Annotated in this window: 18 protein-coding genes; 7 read left to right on the forward strand and 11 right to left on the reverse strand. The window is 73.0% G+C overall.

Features of this window, described 5'->3' with window-relative positions:
• Window positions 1-38 precede the first annotated feature (38 nt).
• Window positions 39-587 carry an NUDIX hydrolase family protein gene (locus AC1MBW_RS07990; RefSeq protein ID WP_043595902.1) on the forward strand — a complete coding sequence of 183 codons (549 nt, stop codon included), beginning with the start codon at window positions 39-41 and terminating at the stop codon, window positions 585-587.
• A gap of 146 nt (window positions 588-733) precedes the next feature.
• The gene (locus AC1MBW_RS07995; RefSeq protein WP_480024111.1) at window positions 734-1,702 is read left to right on the forward strand and encodes a type IV toxin-antitoxin system AbiEi family antitoxin domain-containing protein; all 969 of its coding nucleotides are present in this window, start codon (window positions 734-736) and stop codon (window positions 1,700-1,702) included.
• A gap of 49 nt (window positions 1,703-1,751) precedes the next feature.
• Here the strand turns inward: AC1MBW_RS07995 and AC1MBW_RS08000 are convergent, their stop codons facing one another.
• Window positions 1,752-3,644: a DEAD/DEAH box helicase gene (locus AC1MBW_RS08000; protein ID WP_480024112.1), complete on the reverse strand. Its 1,893-nt coding sequence runs from the start codon at window positions 3,642-3,644 to the stop codon at window positions 1,752-1,754.
• Between the two features lie 351 nt (window positions 3,645-3,995).
• On the reverse strand, window positions 3,996-4,595 hold the full coding sequence (locus AC1MBW_RS08005) for a DUF1684 domain-containing protein (protein ID WP_480026089.1): 600 nt from the start codon (window positions 4,593-4,595) through the stop codon (window positions 3,996-3,998).
• 248 nt (window positions 4,596-4,843) lie between these two features.
• On the opposite strand from AC1MBW_RS08005, the gene AC1MBW_RS08010 reads away from it, so the two are divergent.
• Window positions 4,844-5,347, forward strand: a complete 504-nt coding sequence (locus tag AC1MBW_RS08010; protein ID WP_480024113.1) for a nucleoside deaminase — start codon at window positions 4,844-4,846, stop codon at window positions 5,345-5,347.
• Window positions 5,348-5,383: 36 nt separating this feature from the next.
• On the opposite strand, the gene AC1MBW_RS08015 is transcribed toward AC1MBW_RS08010, so the two are convergent.
• On the reverse strand, window positions 5,384-5,872 hold the full coding sequence (locus tag AC1MBW_RS08015; protein ID WP_480024114.1) for a hypothetical protein: 489 nt from the start codon (window positions 5,870-5,872) through the stop codon (window positions 5,384-5,386).
• Window positions 5,873-5,959: 87 nt separating this feature from the next.
• On the opposite strand from AC1MBW_RS08015, the gene AC1MBW_RS08020 reads away from it, so the two are divergent.
• Together AC1MBW_RS08020 and AC1MBW_RS08025 are read left to right on the forward strand one after the other, a co-directional pair.
• Window positions 5,960-6,565: a 2-phosphosulfolactate phosphatase gene (locus tag AC1MBW_RS08020; RefSeq protein ID WP_480024115.1), complete on the forward strand. Its 606-nt coding sequence runs from the start codon at window positions 5,960-5,962 to the stop codon at window positions 6,563-6,565.
• 49 nt (window positions 6,566-6,614) lie between these two features.
• The gene (locus AC1MBW_RS08025; protein ID WP_480024116.1) at window positions 6,615-6,920 is read left to right on the forward strand and encodes a DUF427 domain-containing protein; all 306 of its coding nucleotides are present in this window, start codon (window positions 6,615-6,617) and stop codon (window positions 6,918-6,920) included.
• 136 nt (window positions 6,921-7,056) lie between these two features.
• Here the strand turns inward: AC1MBW_RS08025 and AC1MBW_RS08030 are convergent, their stop codons facing one another.
• The 8 genes from AC1MBW_RS08030 to AC1MBW_RS08065 form a co-directional block, all read right to left on the reverse strand.
• Entirely contained in the window at window positions 7,057-7,701 is a 645-nt protein-coding gene (locus AC1MBW_RS08030; protein ID WP_480024117.1) for a CGNR zinc finger domain-containing protein, read from the reverse strand.
• 73 nt (window positions 7,702-7,774) lie between these two features.
• Window positions 7,775-8,230 (reverse strand): SprT-like domain-containing protein, encoded by a 456-nt coding sequence (locus tag AC1MBW_RS08035; RefSeq protein WP_054145362.1) that lies wholly within the window; start codon window positions 8,228-8,230, stop codon window positions 7,775-7,777.
• Window positions 8,231-8,251: 21 nt separating this feature from the next.
• A complete protein-coding gene (locus AC1MBW_RS08040) occupies window positions 8,252-9,487 on the reverse strand; it encodes a hypothetical protein (RefSeq protein WP_480024118.1) in 1,236 nt (411 codons plus the stop codon).
• Between the two features lie 373 nt (window positions 9,488-9,860).
• A complete protein-coding gene (locus tag AC1MBW_RS08045) occupies window positions 9,861-11,069 on the reverse strand; it encodes a PQQ-dependent sugar dehydrogenase (protein ID WP_480024119.1) in 1,209 nt (402 codons plus the stop codon).
• Window positions 11,070-11,241: 172 nt separating this feature from the next.
• Complete coding sequence (locus AC1MBW_RS08050; RefSeq protein WP_043594811.1) at window positions 11,242-11,646, reverse strand: flagellar assembly protein FliW; 405 nt, start codon at window positions 11,644-11,646, stop codon at window positions 11,242-11,244.
• Window positions 11,643-12,527, reverse strand: a complete 885-nt coding sequence (flgL, locus tag AC1MBW_RS08055) for a flagellar hook-associated protein FlgL (protein ID WP_480024120.1) — start codon at window positions 12,525-12,527, stop codon at window positions 11,643-11,645. The genes AC1MBW_RS08050 and flgL overlap by 4 nt, the downstream gene beginning before the upstream one ends.
• Window positions 12,528-12,530: 3 nt before the next feature.
• Window positions 12,531-13,955 (reverse strand): flagellar hook-associated protein FlgK, encoded by a 1,425-nt coding sequence (gene flgK / locus AC1MBW_RS08060; RefSeq protein WP_480024121.1) that lies wholly within the window; start codon window positions 13,953-13,955, stop codon window positions 12,531-12,533.
• A 1-nt stretch (window position 13,956) separates the two neighbouring features.
• Window positions 13,957-14,460: a flagellar protein FlgN gene (locus AC1MBW_RS08065; protein WP_043594815.1), complete on the reverse strand. Its 504-nt coding sequence runs from the start codon at window positions 14,458-14,460 to the stop codon at window positions 13,957-13,959.
• A gap of 469 nt (window positions 14,461-14,929) precedes the next feature.
• Here AC1MBW_RS08065 and AC1MBW_RS08070 point away from each other — a divergent pair, with 469 nt between their 5' ends.
• Both AC1MBW_RS08070 and AC1MBW_RS08075 read left to right on the forward strand, forming a co-directional pair.
• Complete coding sequence (locus AC1MBW_RS08070; protein ID WP_480024122.1) at window positions 14,930-15,751, forward strand: sigma-70 family RNA polymerase sigma factor; 822 nt, start codon at window positions 14,930-14,932, stop codon at window positions 15,749-15,751.
• A gap of 116 nt (window positions 15,752-15,867) precedes the next feature.
• Complete coding sequence (locus AC1MBW_RS08075) at window positions 15,868-16,692, forward strand: flagellin N-terminal helical domain-containing protein (protein ID WP_054145357.1); 825 nt, start codon at window positions 15,868-15,870, stop codon at window positions 16,690-16,692.
• Window positions 16,693-16,853 lie beyond the last annotated feature (161 nt).

Here is a 16,853-nt window from a genome sequence, read left to right on the forward strand (position 1 = left end):
GTCACGCGAGCGGCCCGTCGAGCCGGTAAGAATGGGCCATGAGCTCCGTGCGGACACCCGACCCCGACCCCAATCCCGGCTGGCTCTCGGAGGACGAGCTCTTCCAGGCGCGGCAGCACCTGCCGATCCTCTACGTCGAGGCCGTGCCCGTGCGCACCGACGGCATGGGGGTCGTGACCGAGGTCGGGGTGCTGCTCCGCGCCTCCGACGAGGGGTCGATCTCGCGCATGCTCGTCTCGGGCCGGGTGATGTACGGCGAGAGCCTGCGCACCGCCCTGTTCCGTCACCTCGAGAAAGACCTCGGGCCGATGGCCTTCCCGCAGCTGCCGCCGTCGCCGGTGCCGTTCCAGGTCGCCGAGTACTTCCCTCTGCCCGGCTCGTCGGTCTACACCGACCCCCGGCAGCACGCCGTCTCGCTCGCCTACGTGGTGCCCGTGACCGGCACCTGCGACCCGCGACAGGACGCCCTCGAGCTCACCTGGCTGACGCCTCACCAGGCCGCCTCCGACGAGGTCGCCGCCGAGATGGAGGGCGGCCGCGGCACCCTGCTGCGCAGCGCCCTCGCCTCCGTCGGCGCCCTGCACTAGCCGCCGCCGTCCCGACACCCCAGGAAGTCGCTCAGACCCTCGCGCGCGAGACGGGGTCTGGGCGACTTCCTGGGGTCTCGCGACGTTCTCCACAGGCCGACGGCGGCAGGAGGCGCGGGTCGCGCCGGTCCGCCAGGCTCGAGTCCGTGCCCACTCCCGACGACGACCTGATCCGACGAACCGTCTGGCTCCGCGGCGGCCGTGACGACCACGCGCTCCGACGTCGTGCCCGCGCCGGGGAGCTCGTGCGCGTCGCGCCCGGTGCCTACGTGCCCGCGTCGACCTGGACCGAGGCCGACCCACGACAGCGGCACGTGTTGCAGGTCCGGGGAGTGGTCGGGCGGCTGACCTCCGACGTCGTCGTCTCGCACGAGTCGGCGCTCGCCCTGGACGGGTTCCCCCTCCTGGGGCGTTGGCCCGAACGCGTCCACGTCGTCGACCGGAGGCGCGCCAGCACCCTCACATCGTCCACGCTGGTACGTCACGCCGCCGACCTCGATGCCGCCGACCTGACCAGCAGGTGGGGCATGCCCACCGTCGTCCCTCTCCGAGCCGCTCTCGACGTCGCGCGTACCCGCGACCTCCGAGGCGGACTCGTCGTCATCGACCACGGACTCCGGTCGCAAGCCTTCGACCGGACCGCCGCGGGAGCCCACCTCGAGGCTCGTGGCTCCTACAGAGGTACCCGGGTGGCCGCCCTCGCTCTCGCCCTCGCTGATCCACTCTCGGAGTCGGTCGGCGAGTCGCTCAGCCGGGCGGGCATGTTCGAGGCCGGGCTCGCCCGACCGGTCCTGCAGACAGCGTTCCACGACGCGGAAGGCTTCGTCGGGCGGGTGGACTTCTGGTGGCCGTGTTGCGGAGTCGTCGGAGAGTTCGACGGCCTCGTGAAGTACCTCGGCCGAGCCGAACGTCGGGGTCGCACGCCCGAGCAGGTCGTGGTCGACGAGAAGCTGCGCGAAGACCGCATCCGTGCCGTGCCCGGTGTCCGCGGCTTCGCCCGGTGGACCTGGGACGACGCCCTGACGCAGCGACCCATGCTCGACAAGCTCGCCCGTGCGGGCCTCGCCGGCTGCACGCACGGTCCATGGATCGCCGACACCCCAGGAAACCGCTGAGACCCCCGTGCGCGCACGGGGGTCTCAGCGGTTTCCTGGGGTCTGACGGTCAGCGACCGCCGCGCTGGCCGCCGCCGGTGCGGGCCTTGCCGCCGACCAGGCCGCCGACCTTGAGCGAGCCGGGACGGCCGCCCTCGGACGAGGCGCGGCGTCCGCCGCTGCGCTGGCCGCCGTCACGCTGGCCGCCCTCGCGCGAGCCGCCGAGCGACGCGGCGAACTCGGCCTGGTCGTTGCGGACGGCATTGGTGCGGCTCTGGCCGCCGTCGCTCTGGGTGCCGCTGCTCTGGGCGCGGCGACCGGTCTGACGGCTGCCACGGGTCTCGTCACGAGCACCGTCACGAGCACCGTCACGCGCGCCACGGGCGTCGTCACGGACGGGCGTGGACGAACCGCGGCCCGACTCGGTCGAGTAGAAGGTCGAGGCGCCACCGCGGGGGGCGGCGTCGCGGCGCGCACCTCCGTCGCGACCACCCTGGCGGCCGCCGTCACGCGAGCCACCCGAGCGACCCGCACCGGCACCGGCGCGACCGGCGTCGGAACCGCGACCCGCGCCTCCCTGGCTGGGGCGACCCGAACGGTCCTGGCGGGCGATGGGGTTGCCCTGCGAGTCCTGGCGGGCGGCGCGCTTGCGCTGGGCGTTGGCGCCCTGCGAGCGTCCGCCGCCACCCTGCTGCTGCTGGACGGCAGCCTTGGGCGAGGGCTTGACGTAGGCGGCGACCTGGCCGACGAGGGCGTCGACCTCGGGCGAGTTCGGCGTCACGGCGGTGATGGTCGGGCGGATGTCGGCCTTCTTCATCAGCTGGGCGACGTCGCGCTTCTGGCTGGGGATGACGAGGGTGACGACGTCGCCCTCGGCTCCGGCGCGGGCGGTGCGGCCCGAGCGGTGCAGGTACGCCTTGTGCTCGGTCGGCGGGTCGACGTGGATGACGAGCTCGATGTCGTCGACGTGCACGCCTCGGGCGGCGACGTCGGTGGCGACGAGGACGCGGGCCGAGCCGTCCTGGAAGGCGGCGAGGTTGCGGTCACGCTGCGGCTGCGACAGGTTGCCGTGCAGGTCGACGGCGGGGATGCCCGACTCGGTCAGCTTCTTGGCGAGCTTCTTGGCGTGGTGCTTGGTGCGCATGAAGAGGATGCGACGGCCCTGGCCGCCGGCGAGCTTCTGGATCAGCGCGTTCTTGCTGTCGACGTCGGGCGTCTCGAAGACGTGGTGGGTCATCTTGGCGACGGGCGAGTTGGCCTCGTCGACCGAGTGCAGCACCTCGTTGTGGAGGAACTGCTTGACCAGCTTGTCCACGCCGTTGTCGAGGGTGGCGCTGAAGAGGAGGCGCTGGCCGTCGTTCGGGGTGGCCTTGAGGATGCGCGTGACACCGGGCAGGAAGCCCAGGTCGGCCATGTGGTCGGCCTCGTCGAGGACGGTGATCTCGATGGCGTCGAGCTTGACGAAGCCCTGCTTCATGAGGTCTTCGAGGCGGCCGGGGCAGGCGATGATGATGTCGACGCCGGCCTTGAGGGCCTGAACCTGACGGTTCTGCGAGACGCCGCCGAAGATGGTGGTGGTGCGCATGCCGTAGGCCTCGGCGAGCGGGGCGAGCACGGCGTCGATCTGGGTGGCGAGCTCGCGGGTGGGGGCGAGGACCAGGCCGAGGGGGCGACCGGCACGACGGTTGCCGCCGGCCAGCTTGCCGCCGAGGCGCGCGGCCATGGGGATCGAGAAGGCGAGGGTCTTGCCCGAGCCGGTCTTGCCGCGGCCGAGGACGTCGCGTCCGCCGAGGGTGTCGGGCAGGGTGTCGACCTGGATCGGGAACGCGGTGGTCTTGCCTTCCGCGGCGAGGGACTTCACGATCGGGGCGGGCACGCCCAGCGAGCTGAAGGTGACGGTGTCGGCCGCCTCGTCGACGGTCGCGGCGTCGGTGTTCTCGGTGTCGAGGGTGTTCGTTGACATGTGGTGCACCTTTCGGGGCATCGGTGTCGAGCCGGGCCGAGGCTGCCTGGCCACCTGCTGGTGCGAGGGCACGTCGGGGACGTGCTCGCACGAGGGCGGGGCAGTGCCGGGAGAACGGCTGTCGTAGCCGGGCTCGAGGTGTGGCGACGGTGCAGGTGTGCACGATCGTTTCGCCGCAGAGTGAGCTTCGCGCGCCTGCTGTTCTGCCTGGGTGTGTGCCAGGACGGAGAGGCGGTGAGGGGCGTGCTACGACGCAGGGAGCCGATCGGACCGGCTCGCAAGTGACACCAGCCTAGCGGCTGGGGCCGGAAAACGCGACGGGTGTGGTCTGCACGGGTGTGCAGGCGTGCCTCAGTGCGCGCGCCCGTACCGCTCGCCGACGGGGATCTCGACGGCGACCGTGTTGCCCGGCTGAGCGAGCGGGCAGGCCCAGGCGGGGTCGTAGGCACAGCTCGGGTTGTAGGCGAAGTTGAAGTCGAGCACGATCGTGCCGGGCTCGCCGCCGGCGCCGAGGTCGGCTCCCTTGACCGAGTCGATCAGGTAGCGACCGCCGCCGTAGGTGCCGCCGGGCTTGCCCGCCAGGGCGTCCTTGATCGGGATGAACAGGCCGCCCGCGTACTGCGCCAGCTTCCACACGTCGAGGCTGCCGACGCCGGGCACGTCGACCACGCCGACGAGGTCGAAGAGCACGTCGCCGTCGGTGCCGGTCTCGACCACCATGCGGCGCGGTTCGGCCGGCTCGACCGCCACCTCGAAGCGCCAGGCCGGGTCGTACGGCTTCGTCGGCAGGCCGGTGAAGTCGGGGCGGTCCTCGGGCAGCAGGGGGGTCGAGGGGTGCGTCGAGAACAGCTCGTCGCGGGTGCGTCGCCACAGGTCGTGGGCCGCCGCCAGGTCGGTCGCCTCGCGCACGTCACGGTAGAGCCCGTGGATCGTCCGCCGCCACGACGCGATGTCGAGCGCGCCCTGGGCGGGGGTCGTCGCGGGCTTCGGGGCGGTGGTCTCGGCAGAGGCGTCGGCGCTGGCGCTGGCGTCGGGGGTGTTCTCGCCGGTGGACGAGGAGGCGCGGGTCGGGTCGGTCACCCCTGCCACCGTACGCAGGCGGTCGCCCCGCCGCCCGTGGCTCCCTCACAGGCGGGTCGCCCGTCCACAGCTCGCCGTCCCGGCCGCGGCGGACGGTGCCCCCTGGCTACGCTCGCCCCATGACGACCGACACCACGACCACCGACCCCACCGTCACCCCGGCCGACCTCGCGCAGCTGCACCGGGCGATCGCGGTCGCTCAGCAGGCTCGCGACCACGGCAACCATCCCTTCGGCTCCCTGCTGCTCACGGCCGACGGGGACGTCGTCGAGGCCGAGAACACGGTCGTCACCGAGGGCGATCCGACGGGCCACGCCGAGACGAACCTCGTCCGCCTCGTCGCGCAGCAGTTCGACAAGCCGACGCTCAAGGCCGCGACCCTCTACACGAGCACCGAACCGTGCGCGATGTGTGCCGGAGCGATCCACTGGGCCGGCATCGGTCGGGTCGTCTACGCGCTCGCCGAACGACAGCTGCTCGGCATGGTCACCGAGCAAGAGGGCGAGTCGACGCTCGACCTGCCCTGCCGCGAGGTCTTCGCCCGTGGGGGAGGCGCGGTGTCCGTGTCGGGGCCGGCCCTGTTCGCCGAGGCCTCGGCCGTGCATGCAGGGTTCTGGGGCTGACGCGGCTGCGGGGCCGGCTCGATGCCGGTGCCGAGATCAGACGTGCTTCGGGTGGGTCGGCGCCCCGCGCCAGGTCGGGGCCAACGCCTTCATGCGCAGCGCGCGCCACTGCCAGGTCGCCCAGAGCCCGGGCCAGAGCAGCAGGCCCAACGGCCCGGCGTGGAACTCGAGCCGGTCGCGCAGCAGCGTGTGCCCCGATCCGTCCGGCGCGACGGCCATGCGGTGGTTGATGCGCATGCGGGCGAACTGGCCGCTCGTGCCGCGACCGGTGTCGCGCTGGATCCACGCACCGTCGCGTTCGTGCCAGTCGAGGTCGACGTGCGTGCTGCCGAGCGGCAGGACGCCGAGGATGCTCGCCGACACCGGGTGCGCCTCCTCGGTCCAGCGGTCGGGGAAGCCCGACGGCGACTCGGACCGGTAGACGACCAGCGGCTTCGTCACGGCGACCATCACCTGGGGGTCACGCAGGGCGTCGGTCGCGACGTCGACGGGGCAGGCGAGGCGGAGTTTGAGCTGCACGTGCATGCCCCGATCCAACTCCCGCCGCCTGATCGCATGTCACGCCGCGTCACGCACGGACGACGTCCGACTGCGGCTGCCTACGCTGGTCCGATGAGTTCGCACGGCCAGCAGAAGTACCAGGTGAGGCTCGACCACGGCGTGGCCGGAGCCGCCCGCATCGCACCCGGGGCGCACGTCGTCGTCGTGGTCGACGTGCTCGACGGGCACGGCACCCTGACGCGGGACGAGACCGTGCGCGTCGTCGCCGCGCTGCCCGAGGTCGCGAGCGGGGCCGACGTCCTCGTCCTCACCGGTGCCGGGGCCGCGGGCGAGGTGGCCCGGCACGTGGCCGAGCGTCAGACCCGACAGGGCGACCGCGCCCTCGTCGCGATCGTCGCCGCGGGGGCGGTCGAGGCCGACGGGTTCCGGCCCGCCGTCGAGGACCAGCTCGCTGCCGGAGCCGTGGTCGACGCGCTCGCCGGGGTCGGCATCGACTTCTCGTCACCCGAGGCGGCCGTCGCCTGCGCCGCCGCCGGGGCGCTCGCCCGGGCTTCGTCGCACCTGCTGACGGCCTCGGCCTCGGCGGCCGAGCTGGTCGCGACCGACCGGGGCGACGTGGTCGACGCGGCCCGCGCCTCCTCGTCCTCGGCGGCGGCGGCGGCGGTCGTCGCCGTCGTCCGGGCGGGCTCCCGCGAGGAATTCATCCCCTCGGCGTAGCGTTGCGGCCAGAGCGACCCGAACGTCGCCCCGACCCGCAGGAGGAACCATGAAGGCAGTGCTCACCGACGGAACCGTCGTCGCCGAGGCCCCGAAAGACGAGCTGATCTCGATCGAGGGCAACTGGTACTTCCCGCCCGCCAGCGTCAACTCCGACCTGCTGACCGAGAGCCCCACCCAGTACCACTGCCCGTGGAAGGGCGACACCCAGTACTTCAGCGTCAAGTCGGGCGACGACCTGCTGCAGGACCGCGCCTGGAGCTACCCGACGCCGATCCCGACCTCGTTCGACCGCGTCGGCAAGGACTACTCGGGCTACGTCGCCTTCTGGAAGGACGTCTCGGTCATCGACTGACCGGACGCCGACTGACTGCTCGTCGACCGTCGCCTCCGTGCTCGGGCCGCCCATGCGGGGCCGCACCGCTCACGCCGCCACGAAGTGAACAACCCGCCACGCGATCAGGTGCCGGGTTGTCCACTTCGTGGCGGCGTCAGGCGCGGGCGGCCCGGGCACGGTGCGCCCGCACCTTGGCGCGGTTGCCGCACCGTTGCATCGAGCACCAGCGACGGCTGCCGGCGCGCGACTCGTCGAAGAAGACGAGCCCGCACGCCCCGTTCGTGCACCGACGGAGGCGCGAGTCCGGTCCGCCTCCGAAGCCGACGGTCGTGAAGAGGGTCACCGCGTCGCGCGCCACCGACGCCATCGCCTGCCCGAGCCGTAGACGCCCTGCCCCGGCCTGGCGTCGGCCGCCCTCGAGCGACGGCGGCACGTCGGGCAGCGCCGCGAACAGGTTGAGCGTGTCGACGTCGTCGGGGTCGGTCGAGGTGCCGTCGGCCGCGGCCACCGAGAGCCGGGCGATCGCGTCGCGCAGGCCCCGGGCGTCGGCGAGCTCACGGTCCGCGGCGGAACCCGCGATGCCGTCGAAGCGTTCGCCGATCCAGTCGTCGAGGTCGGCGGGCAGCAGCAGGCCGTCCCACGGGGTCGACCCGTCGGCGGGCAGGTCGAGGCCCGACTCCGGGCCGAAGCGCGACCCGGCACGGAACCCGCCGAGGTAGGCGAAGTCGAGGCTGAGCGCCCCCGAGTCGAAGAACCACCGGGTGTCGGTGTCGGATCTGAGCCACTGTCCGGTCTGCACCTGACCACCCTAACCGGTTACGCGCCTCCTGCAGGCCCTCCTGTCTCCCGGACCGGGCCCGGGAGGCGCGGCGTCAGACCTCGCGCTTGGTCCAGGTGATCAGGTGGGCCGGGTCGTACCGACGCGAGCACCGCCCACAGGCGAGCGGTCGCGCCGGCTGCCGGTAGCGGTAGTGCTCGTGCCCCGCGGGGCAGACCCCGACCCACGGGGCGAGTTCGCTGGCGATGGCTCCGTCGTGCAGGCGTGAGCCGACGTAGCCCAGGTCGGTCGCGACGGCCTTCCACCGGGGACCGTGACCGGCGCGCGAGCCGGCGAGGGCGTGGGCGACCTCGTGCAGCAGCACCTGGTGGATCTCGTCGTCGTCGTAGCGGCCGGCGAGGTGCCGCGAGACCGTGATGCGCTTGGTCGTGTAGTTGCACAGGCCCGCGCGGGTCTTGGCGTTGTCGAAGCCGAAGGTCCACACGGCGGGGTCGAGGTGCAGGTCGATGAGCGCGGCGGCCCAGCGCCGCACCCGGTCGAGGTCGGCCACGTCGAGGTCAGGAGGCGCGGGTCAGCGCCGCGGGAACGGCCAGGTGGTGGGCTCGTCGTCGCGCGGGAGGCCGTCGACGACCCCGGTCACGCCGGTGCCGCCCGTGCGGGGCCGCTCGGTCGCGCGTCCCTCGTCGTCACCACGTCGCTCGGCGTCGAACTCGTCGGAGTCGCGGTCGCGGTGACCCGCGGCACGCTCGGCGAGGTGGCTGATCTTGCCCCAGAGGCCACCGTCGCGCGGTGCGGCAGGAGCGGTCGCGGCGACCTTCTCGGCCCGGGCGGCGGCGGCCTCGGCCACCGGCGACGCGGCGGCCTCGTCGGGCATCGACTCGGGGTCGAAGCTGATCGCGGCGGTGCGCGCGGCGTCGATGGGTTGACGGACCGGCACCGCGCCTCCGTCGGCGTCGGCGGCCGTGGCCTCGGTGCTCTGCGGCACCTCGGGGGCGGAAGCAGGAGCGGGAGCAGACGCAGACGCGGGCGCGGGCGCGGGCGCGGGCGACCCGCCGTAGAGCGCGGCGATGCCGTCGAAGCGGGGCACCTGGGTCCGGGCCGGGGCCGCGGGCGAGACCGGCGGCGCCGACGTCAAGGGCTGGACCGGCACCGGGTTCGTGTCACCCACGGCCGGGGCCTCGATCCGTGGCTGCGGGCCCGTGTCGCTCAGGTAGGCGCGCATGACGCCCTCGATCGCGACGCGCAGCCCGTTCGTACGGTCGCGCGGAGCGCCCGACGCCTCGTACGCCTCGAGTGCCTTGGCCAGCGTCTCGCGAGCCTCTTCGTTGCGGCCGAGGTCGTACAGCGTGTAGCCCTCGAGTTCGGCGGCGGCGGCCTCGAGCTCGCGCCACTCTTCGGTGGCGGCCGTGATGCGGCTGGTGTGCAGGTCGTTCAGGGCGCGGTCGAGCTTGCCCTGCTCGCGGAAGATGTGCGCCCGTCGGATGCGGGCGGCCGTCGAGTCAGCCCGGTCGCCGGTGAAGTGCGCCAGGCGGAAGGCCTCCTCGGCGATGGCGAGGGCCTCGTCGAGGCGGCCGAGCAGGCGCAACAGGTCGGCGCGCTCACCGAGGGCTGCGGTGCTGCGGCTCTGGCCCAGGGCGGCGAGGCGGGCCTCGGCGGCGGGCACGTCGACGGCCGTGCGCAGGCTGACGGGGTCGAATCCGCCGGCACCGCCGGTGCCGCGCACGACGGGTGCGGCGAACCCCGGCGGCACGGTCTGGGGGCGGGCGCTGCCGGGTGCTGTCGTGTCGGGTCGGTCGTGCTGGCTCATCGAGTACGAGGGTAACCGCCCGGCCCCCGAACAGGCCGCGCGGCGCGCAGCGTGTGAGCGAGTGTCACGGGGCCGTGGGGAGAAGTCGACCCGCGCCTCCTCGGGGTGCGTGCCGAACCCGACCCGCGCCTCCTCGGGGTGCGTGCCGAACCCGACCCGCGCCTCCTCGGGTGCGTGCCGAACCCGACCCGCGCCTCCTCCCGTCGTGTGCACATCCCGACACGTGGGCGCATCCCGCCACGCGATCGTGCCGGTCGACCGGCGTGTCGCCCTCCGGCTGTCGCGATTTGCACAGGAGAAACAGCGGAGGCGGCAACGGCAAGAGGAGGGCAGGGCAGGGCGAGGGCGGAGGAGGCGCGGGTCGCCCGCCGGGTCAGGGGACGGCGGTGAGCGGGACGCTGACGATGCGGTCGTCGCCGGCGCTCGGCGTGCCGCGTCCGTCGGTGTTGTTCGTCACGATCCAGAGGGTGCCGCCGGGACCGGGGAGGACGTCGCGGATGCGGCCGAGCGACCGGTCTCCGGAGAAGAGCTCGGTCGGCACGGCCTCGGAGCCGGGCGCCACCTGGATCTCGAACAGCTTCTCGCCGCCGAGCCCGGCCAGGTACAGCGTCGTGCCGACCGCCGTGAGGCCGCTCGGGCTGGCGTCGTCGGTCGACCACTGCAGCACCGGATTCGAGAAGCCGGCGACCTCGCCGCGTCCCTCGACCTCGGGCCAGCCGTAGTTGGCCCCCGGCTCGAGGGCGTTGAGCTCGTCGTAGGTGTTCTGCCCGAACTCGGCCGCCCAGGCGGCGCCGGTGGCGTCCCAGGCGATGCCCTGCGGGTTGCGATGACCGAGCGAGTAGACGAGCGAACCGGGCGTGGGGTTGTCGTCGGGCACCCCGCCGACGGCGGTCGCGCGCAGCACCTTGCCGCCGAGCGACCCGGCGTCCTGGGCGTTCGGCCGCTGGTTCGCGTCACCCGTCGTCACGTAGAGCAGCCCGTCCGGGCCGAACGCGATGCGGCCGCCGTCGTGGTTGCTCGCCTTCGGGATGCCGGTGATCACGGCCTCCTGCTCGCCCAGGCCGTACGAGCCGGCCTCGCCTGTGATCGGCGCGCGCACGACGCGGTTGTCGTCGGTGGTCGTGGCGTAGGCGTAGAGGTACGACGGCGACCCGGCGAGCACGGCCAGGCCGAGCAGTCCGCCCTCGCCCTCGTGCACGACCCCGTCGATCGTGCCGGCCTCGCGGGTGCTGCCGTCGGCGAGCAGCTCGAGCACGGTGCCGGTGTCACGCAGGCTGACGAACGACGACCCGGTGTCGAGTCGCACGACCGACCAGGGGGCGGCCAGGTCGGTGGCGACGTCGGTCGGTTCGGCGTCGGCCGCGACGGTGACGGCGGTCGCGTCGCTGGTCGGGGCGACCGGACCCGGGCCGGCGGCGGCGGTCGGGTCGGTCGGGGTCTCGGACGCCGGGCGGGTGGCGGCCCGGCCGCCCGAACCCGAGGTGTCGGCCCCGGCGGTGCAGCCGACGAGCAGGACGGCGGTGACCGCCGCCATCGTGCCGACGGCGAGCCGGTGCCGTGTGGTGCGGGGTGTCGTGATCATGATCGCGCCTCCTGCGTCCCAGGCAAGCCGATGCCCGCGACGCCCGCACCGGTCGTCACCACACCGTGACCGCCTTCGCAGCCGGTGCCCAGCCGCGCGGCGAGCCGGTGCCCAGCCGCGGCGAGCCGCTGCCCGGCCGCGAGCCGGGACGGTGCCCAGCCGCGATCCGGGCCTACGCGCGCGGGTTCAGCTCGGCGCGCAGCGGCCAGTCCTGGCCCTCGAGGATCAACTGGGCACCCGCTCCGGTGCGCACGTTGACCACGATCGGCGCGAGCAGGTTCACCGTCATGCCGGTCGACGCGGGCGTCGCGACGACGAGCAGCAGGGCCTCGGCGGCGTCCTGCAGGTCGAGGGTGGCGGACTGGTCGTCCGACACGACGGGCGAGTAGTCGGGCAGGTGCACGGACGCGTCGAGCACGAACAGTCGCACCTCGGACCCGCTCGCCCGCAGGGCGAAGAGCCCGGGCGCGCCGTCGATGCGCTCGAGCGAGAAGTCGGTCAGCGGTTCGAGACCGAACGGAGGCGCGACGAACGTCACGACGGAGCCCGCGACCTCGCGGGCGGCGTTCGCGCTCATCGGAGGAAGTCCATCAGCGTGGGCTGCAGCACCTTGGCGGTGACCGCGAGGGCTGCCTGGTAGGAGGTGTTCTGCATCTGCAGGTCGAGCACGGCCTGGCCGAGATCGAGGTCCATGATGCCGGCGCGCTGCGCCTCGAGCGTGGTCTTCGTGTCCAAGAGGGTGTCCTCGGCTCTCTGGATCTGGGACTGTCGTGCCCCGATGTCGGACTGTACGCCGCGCACGGCCGTCAGCCGGGCGTCGACCTCGGTGAGCCGCGTCCCGACGTTGACGCCGGCCCGCAGGTCGCTGCTGATGCGGTCGAGCATGCTGAAGACCGAGTCGGCGCCGGTGCCGAAGGCGGTGGCCCCGTCGGCGTCGACGCGCACGCTGGTCTCGACGCCGATCTGGCGGGTGACCGACGAGCCCGGGGTGCCGGTGTAGCTGAAGTCGGGGCGGAAGGCGACGCCCGCGTCCGACGTGCCGGCGAAGACGCTGCGACCGTTGTACGAGGTGTTCGCCACGGCGAGGAGGTCGGCCTTGAGACCGTCGATCTCGGTCGCGATGGCGTCCAGCGCGGGTTGTGACAGCGCGCCGGTGTTGGCGCCCTGCACCGTGAGGTCGCGCACTTTCTTGAGCACGTCGTCGGTGGACGACAGCGCCGAGTCGGCCAGCGAGAGCCACCCGTCGCCGTCGCCGACGTTGCGGGAGAACTGCACGTTCGCCGCCTGCTCGGCCTTGACCCGCAGCGCGTCCGCCGTGCCGGCCGGATCGTCCGACGGCTTCGCGATGCGGTCGAGGGTCGACGCGCGCTGCTGGGCCTGGTCGACCCGGTACGAGCTGGTCTGCAGGTTGCGCTGCGCGGTGAGCATCGCCATCTGGTTCGTGGTGCGGGTGATCATCGGTTACCTCCCGACCCGTCCCATGCCGTTGATCAACGTGTCGAGCATCTCGTCGATCGCGGTCATGACCCGGGCCGCGCCCTGGTAGGCATGCTGATAGGTGAGCAGGTTGACGTTCTCCTCGTCGAGGCTGACCCCGGCGGTCGAGAGCTGGCGGCCCTTGGCGGACGTCGCCGCGAGGTCGGTGAGGGTCGAGCGGTCGGCCTCGGTGCGGGCCGTCGCCCCGATCGTGCTGACGATCGAGCCCCAGGTGCGGTCGGGCGAACCGACCGACAGGCCGATCTGGCCGACGGCCCGGGCGACCGAGCCGTCGAGGGCCCCGCCCGTGCCGTTGCCCGAAGCGATGGTCGACGCGCCGGTCGGCAGCACGGTGAGACCGCGGGCGGCGGACACCCCGGCGGTGAAGCCGAAGAAGTCGTGGCCCGTGGTGCCGTCGGCCGTCGTCCCGGTCGCGTGCACCGCGTTGACCTGGTCGGCGAGCTGCGTCGCCAGAGCGTCGTAGCTCGCCGCGGCCTCGGCCAGCACGCCGCCGGTTCCGCCGGCCGTGGCCGGGGCGAGCACCGACAGCGAGCCGGCGATGCTGCCGCCGTCGAGCGAGATGGGGTCGCCTGCGCGGTGGGTCCACTCGAGCGAGACCCCCGACGAGGCCGTGGCGAGGGTGTAGTCGCCGGTCACCTTCACCTGCCGGGCCGAGTCGCCCGACACCAGGGCGTTGCCGCCGACCAGGACGTCGACCGTGCCGTCCGCGTTGTCGCGCACCGTGCCTCCGGCGAGCGTCGCGATCTTCTCGGTGAGGGCCGAGCGCGCGTCCACGAGTTCGTTGGTGCTGACGCCCTGCTGGGTCGCGGTGCGGATGCGCACGTTCAGGTCGGCGACCTGGGTCGCGGCCGAGTTGAGCTGCGAGGCGAGGCCGTCGAGCTGCTGACGCTGCGAGGTCCACTGGTCGTCCACGGCCTTGTAGCCGGTCGAGAGGGTCTGGGCGATCGTGTTCGCCTGTCCGAGCAGCACGGCCGCGGGCGCGGCGGACGACGGATTGTTCGAGAGGTCCTGCCAGCCCGACCAGAACTTCGTCAGCTGCGAGGCGATGCCGGTGGTGCTCGGCTCGTTCAGGGAGGACTCGAGGGCGGCGGTGACCGAGGCGCGGACGCCCTGGTAGCCGGCGGCCCCGGCGGCGCCGCGCACCTGCGCGTCGGCGAACCGGTCGCCGATGCGGGCGATGCCGTCGACCGACACGCCCTGTCCGGGCTGGACGCCGCTCGAGAACAGGCCCACGCGGGCCGCGGCCTCGATCGAGGACTGGGTGACTCGTTGGCGCGTGTAGCCCTCGGTGTTGACGTTGGCGATGTTCTGGCCGACCACGTCGAGCCCGGTCCGGGCCGCGGTCAGCCCGCGGTAGGCCGTGTTCAGGCTGCCGAAGGTGCTCGCCACGTCAGAGCCGCCCGTCGAACAGGTGACCGCCGGAGGCGCTGGCCGAGTTCGCGTGACCGGTCTGGCCGGTCGCGTCGTACGTCGCGGTCGCGGGGCCGGTCGACGCGGTGGCCAACGTCTCCTGCGTGGCGCGGGCGGCGGCCCGGAGGAAGCGTTCGTTCTCGTCGCGCAGCTGCGCGATGCGGCCGGTCAGCTCGGTCATGGCGCGCAGGTGGGCGGTGAAGATCTCGCCCCACGGGCCGGCCGGGGCCGCGGCGATGATCTCGCGCAGCGGCGCCTCCTCGTCTGTGCCCCACTCGCGGGCGACGGCCGACACCTCGACGCTGCGCTCGAGGCCCGCCGACCGCAGGCGTCCGAGCACCTGCTCGACCTCACGCGTGGCGTGGTCGATCCAGCGGCTGCGTCCCGCGGTGAGCAGCAGCTGCTCCTCCTCGAGCTTGAAGGTCAGCAGCTCGAGCAGCTCTCGCTCTCGCCAGAGCAGCGCGGAGAGTTCGTTCGCGCCCATGGGGGCCTCCTCGGTCGGTTGCGTCGGTGCGTCGGGTTCGTCGGTCGTCGGCGAGGAGTGCCTGACGTCCTCTGCACCGGGGACTATCGGCGGAGGCGCGGGGCACGTTAGTCACCGGCCCCGAACCGTGCTCCTAGCCTCAAAGGAGTGGTCGAAGCCAGGGGCGTTCGGACCCAGTCCGGGGGTGGGGGCACGGGGTGTGTCCCCCGAAGGGATGACGGTCGTTCCCCCGCACTGGGGGCAGTCCCGACCTGCCGCCGCCCCCCTCCTGCTCGGTAGCGTTGCAGAGCAGCGACGGGCCCCCGACGGGTCGGTCGCAGCGCACCATCCGCGGTCCCGCCCCTACCTGTCCGGGCGACCCGCGCCTCCTCGGCGAACCCTGTCGACGTGCCCTGATCAGAGGGCCGTTCGTCGCGCCCGGAGTCACCGTCACCGGACCACAGAGGTCCCCTTCGCACTGGGAGTCGCGATGAACCGCACCGAACGCAACGCCATGGTGGTGGAGAACCTGCCGTTGGTCGGGTACCTCGTCTCAGAGGTGTGCGCCCGCGCCACCCACCTGTCGCGTGACGACCTCGCCTCGGTCGGTGCCGTCGCCCTCGTCCAGGCCGCCGACGCCTTCGACCCCACCCTCGGCATCCCGTTCGGCGCCTACGCCCGCACCCGCATCGTCGGCGCCTTCGCCGACGACATGCGCTCGGGCGACTGGGCCAGCCGTGGCACGCGCAAGCGCATCAAGGAGACCCTCGCCGTCCAGGAGGCGCTCACCGCGACCCTGGGACGCACCCCGAGCGTGGACGAGATCGCCGGTGCCCTCGGCGTCGACCGCCAGACGGCCGCCGGTGCGCTGACCGACGCGGCCCGCACGGTCTCGGCCCTCGACGACACCGTCGCCGACCACCTCGCCGCCGACCTGCCGCTGCCCGAGGAGAACCTGCTGGTCTCGGAGCGCAGCCGCTACGTCGCCGCCGCGGTCGAGGCCCTGCCCGAGCGCATGCGCCTGATCGTCGAGGGCGTCTACTTCGGCGACCGCACCGTCACCGAGATCGCCGACGAGCTCGGCATCACCCACTCGGCGGTGTCGCAGCAGCGCACCGAGGCGGTCCGCCTGCTGCGCGACGCCCTCGAGTCGCACTACGCGGACGACCCGGACGCCGAGTTCACGCCGGTCTCGAAGACGGCGCCGGCCCGACGCAGCGCGTACCTGTCGCGCGTCGCGACGAACGCCGCCGTCGGCGTCGCCCGCGCCATGCGCGAGCCCGACGCCACCAGCGTCAGCACCGCGGTCTGAGACCGCGTCAGAAACTTCTGCGATTCACCTAACAGTCGCGGTCGACCGGTCGACAGTCACCGGTGTCAGCCCACGGATGGGCCGACGAACACCACCCAGTCACGGAGGAGAACACCATGGGTATGCAGATCAACACCAACCTCGCGGCCAACAACACGTACCGCAACCTGAACGCCACGCAGAACGACCTGTCGAAGAGCCTCGAGAAGCTCTCGTCGGGTCTCCGCATCAACCGTGCCGCTGACGACGCGGCCGGCCTCGCGATCTCCGAGGGCCTGCGTTCGCAGGTCGGCGGACTGACCGTCGCCGCACGCAACGCCCAGGACGGCATCTCGGTCGTCCAGACCGCTGAAGGTGGCCTCACCGAGGTCCACTCGATCCTCCAGCGTGTCCGCGACCTCGCCGTCCAGTCGGGCAACGACTCGAACAACGCGGATGCCCGCACGGCGATCCAGACCGAGGTCACGGCCCTCGGCGACGAACTGACCCGCATCGGCAACTCGACCAACTTCAACGGCATCGACCTGCTGAACAGCACCGGTAGCCTGACGTTCCAGGTCGGTGCCGGCTCGACCGCGGCCAACGACCAGATCTCGGTGCAGCTGACCGACATCACGGCCGTCGCCACCGCCGTCAAGGCGCTCACGTTCGACTCGTCGGCCAACGCCCTCACGTCGATCGCCGCCATCGACACCCAGATCAAGGACGTGTCGTCGGCCCGTTCCGAGCTGGGTGCCGTGCAGAACCGCTTCGAGCACTCCATCGCGTCGACCAACGTCGCGAAGGAGAACCTCACGGCGGCCCAGTCGCGCATCCGCGACGTCGACATGGCCGAAGAGATGGTCAAGTACACGCGCTCCAACGTGCTCAGCCAGGCCGGCACCGCGATGCTGGCCCAGGCGAACCAGAGCAGCCAGGGCGTGCTGTCGCTCCTCCGCTAGTCCTAGCGGAGGAGGGTCCCGTGCTCCCAGCTCGGGCCTGACCCGTCGCTTCACCGCGGTCCGAGACCGGGTGGTGCCGAGGTCGCAGCTGATCCTGCGCCCTCGCACCACCCGGTCTCGCCACGACCGCCCTGGTCGCGTCGCCCCCACGCACTCGATCT

It is taken from the genome of Frigoribacterium sp. AP1 (genome assembly GCF_056680555.1).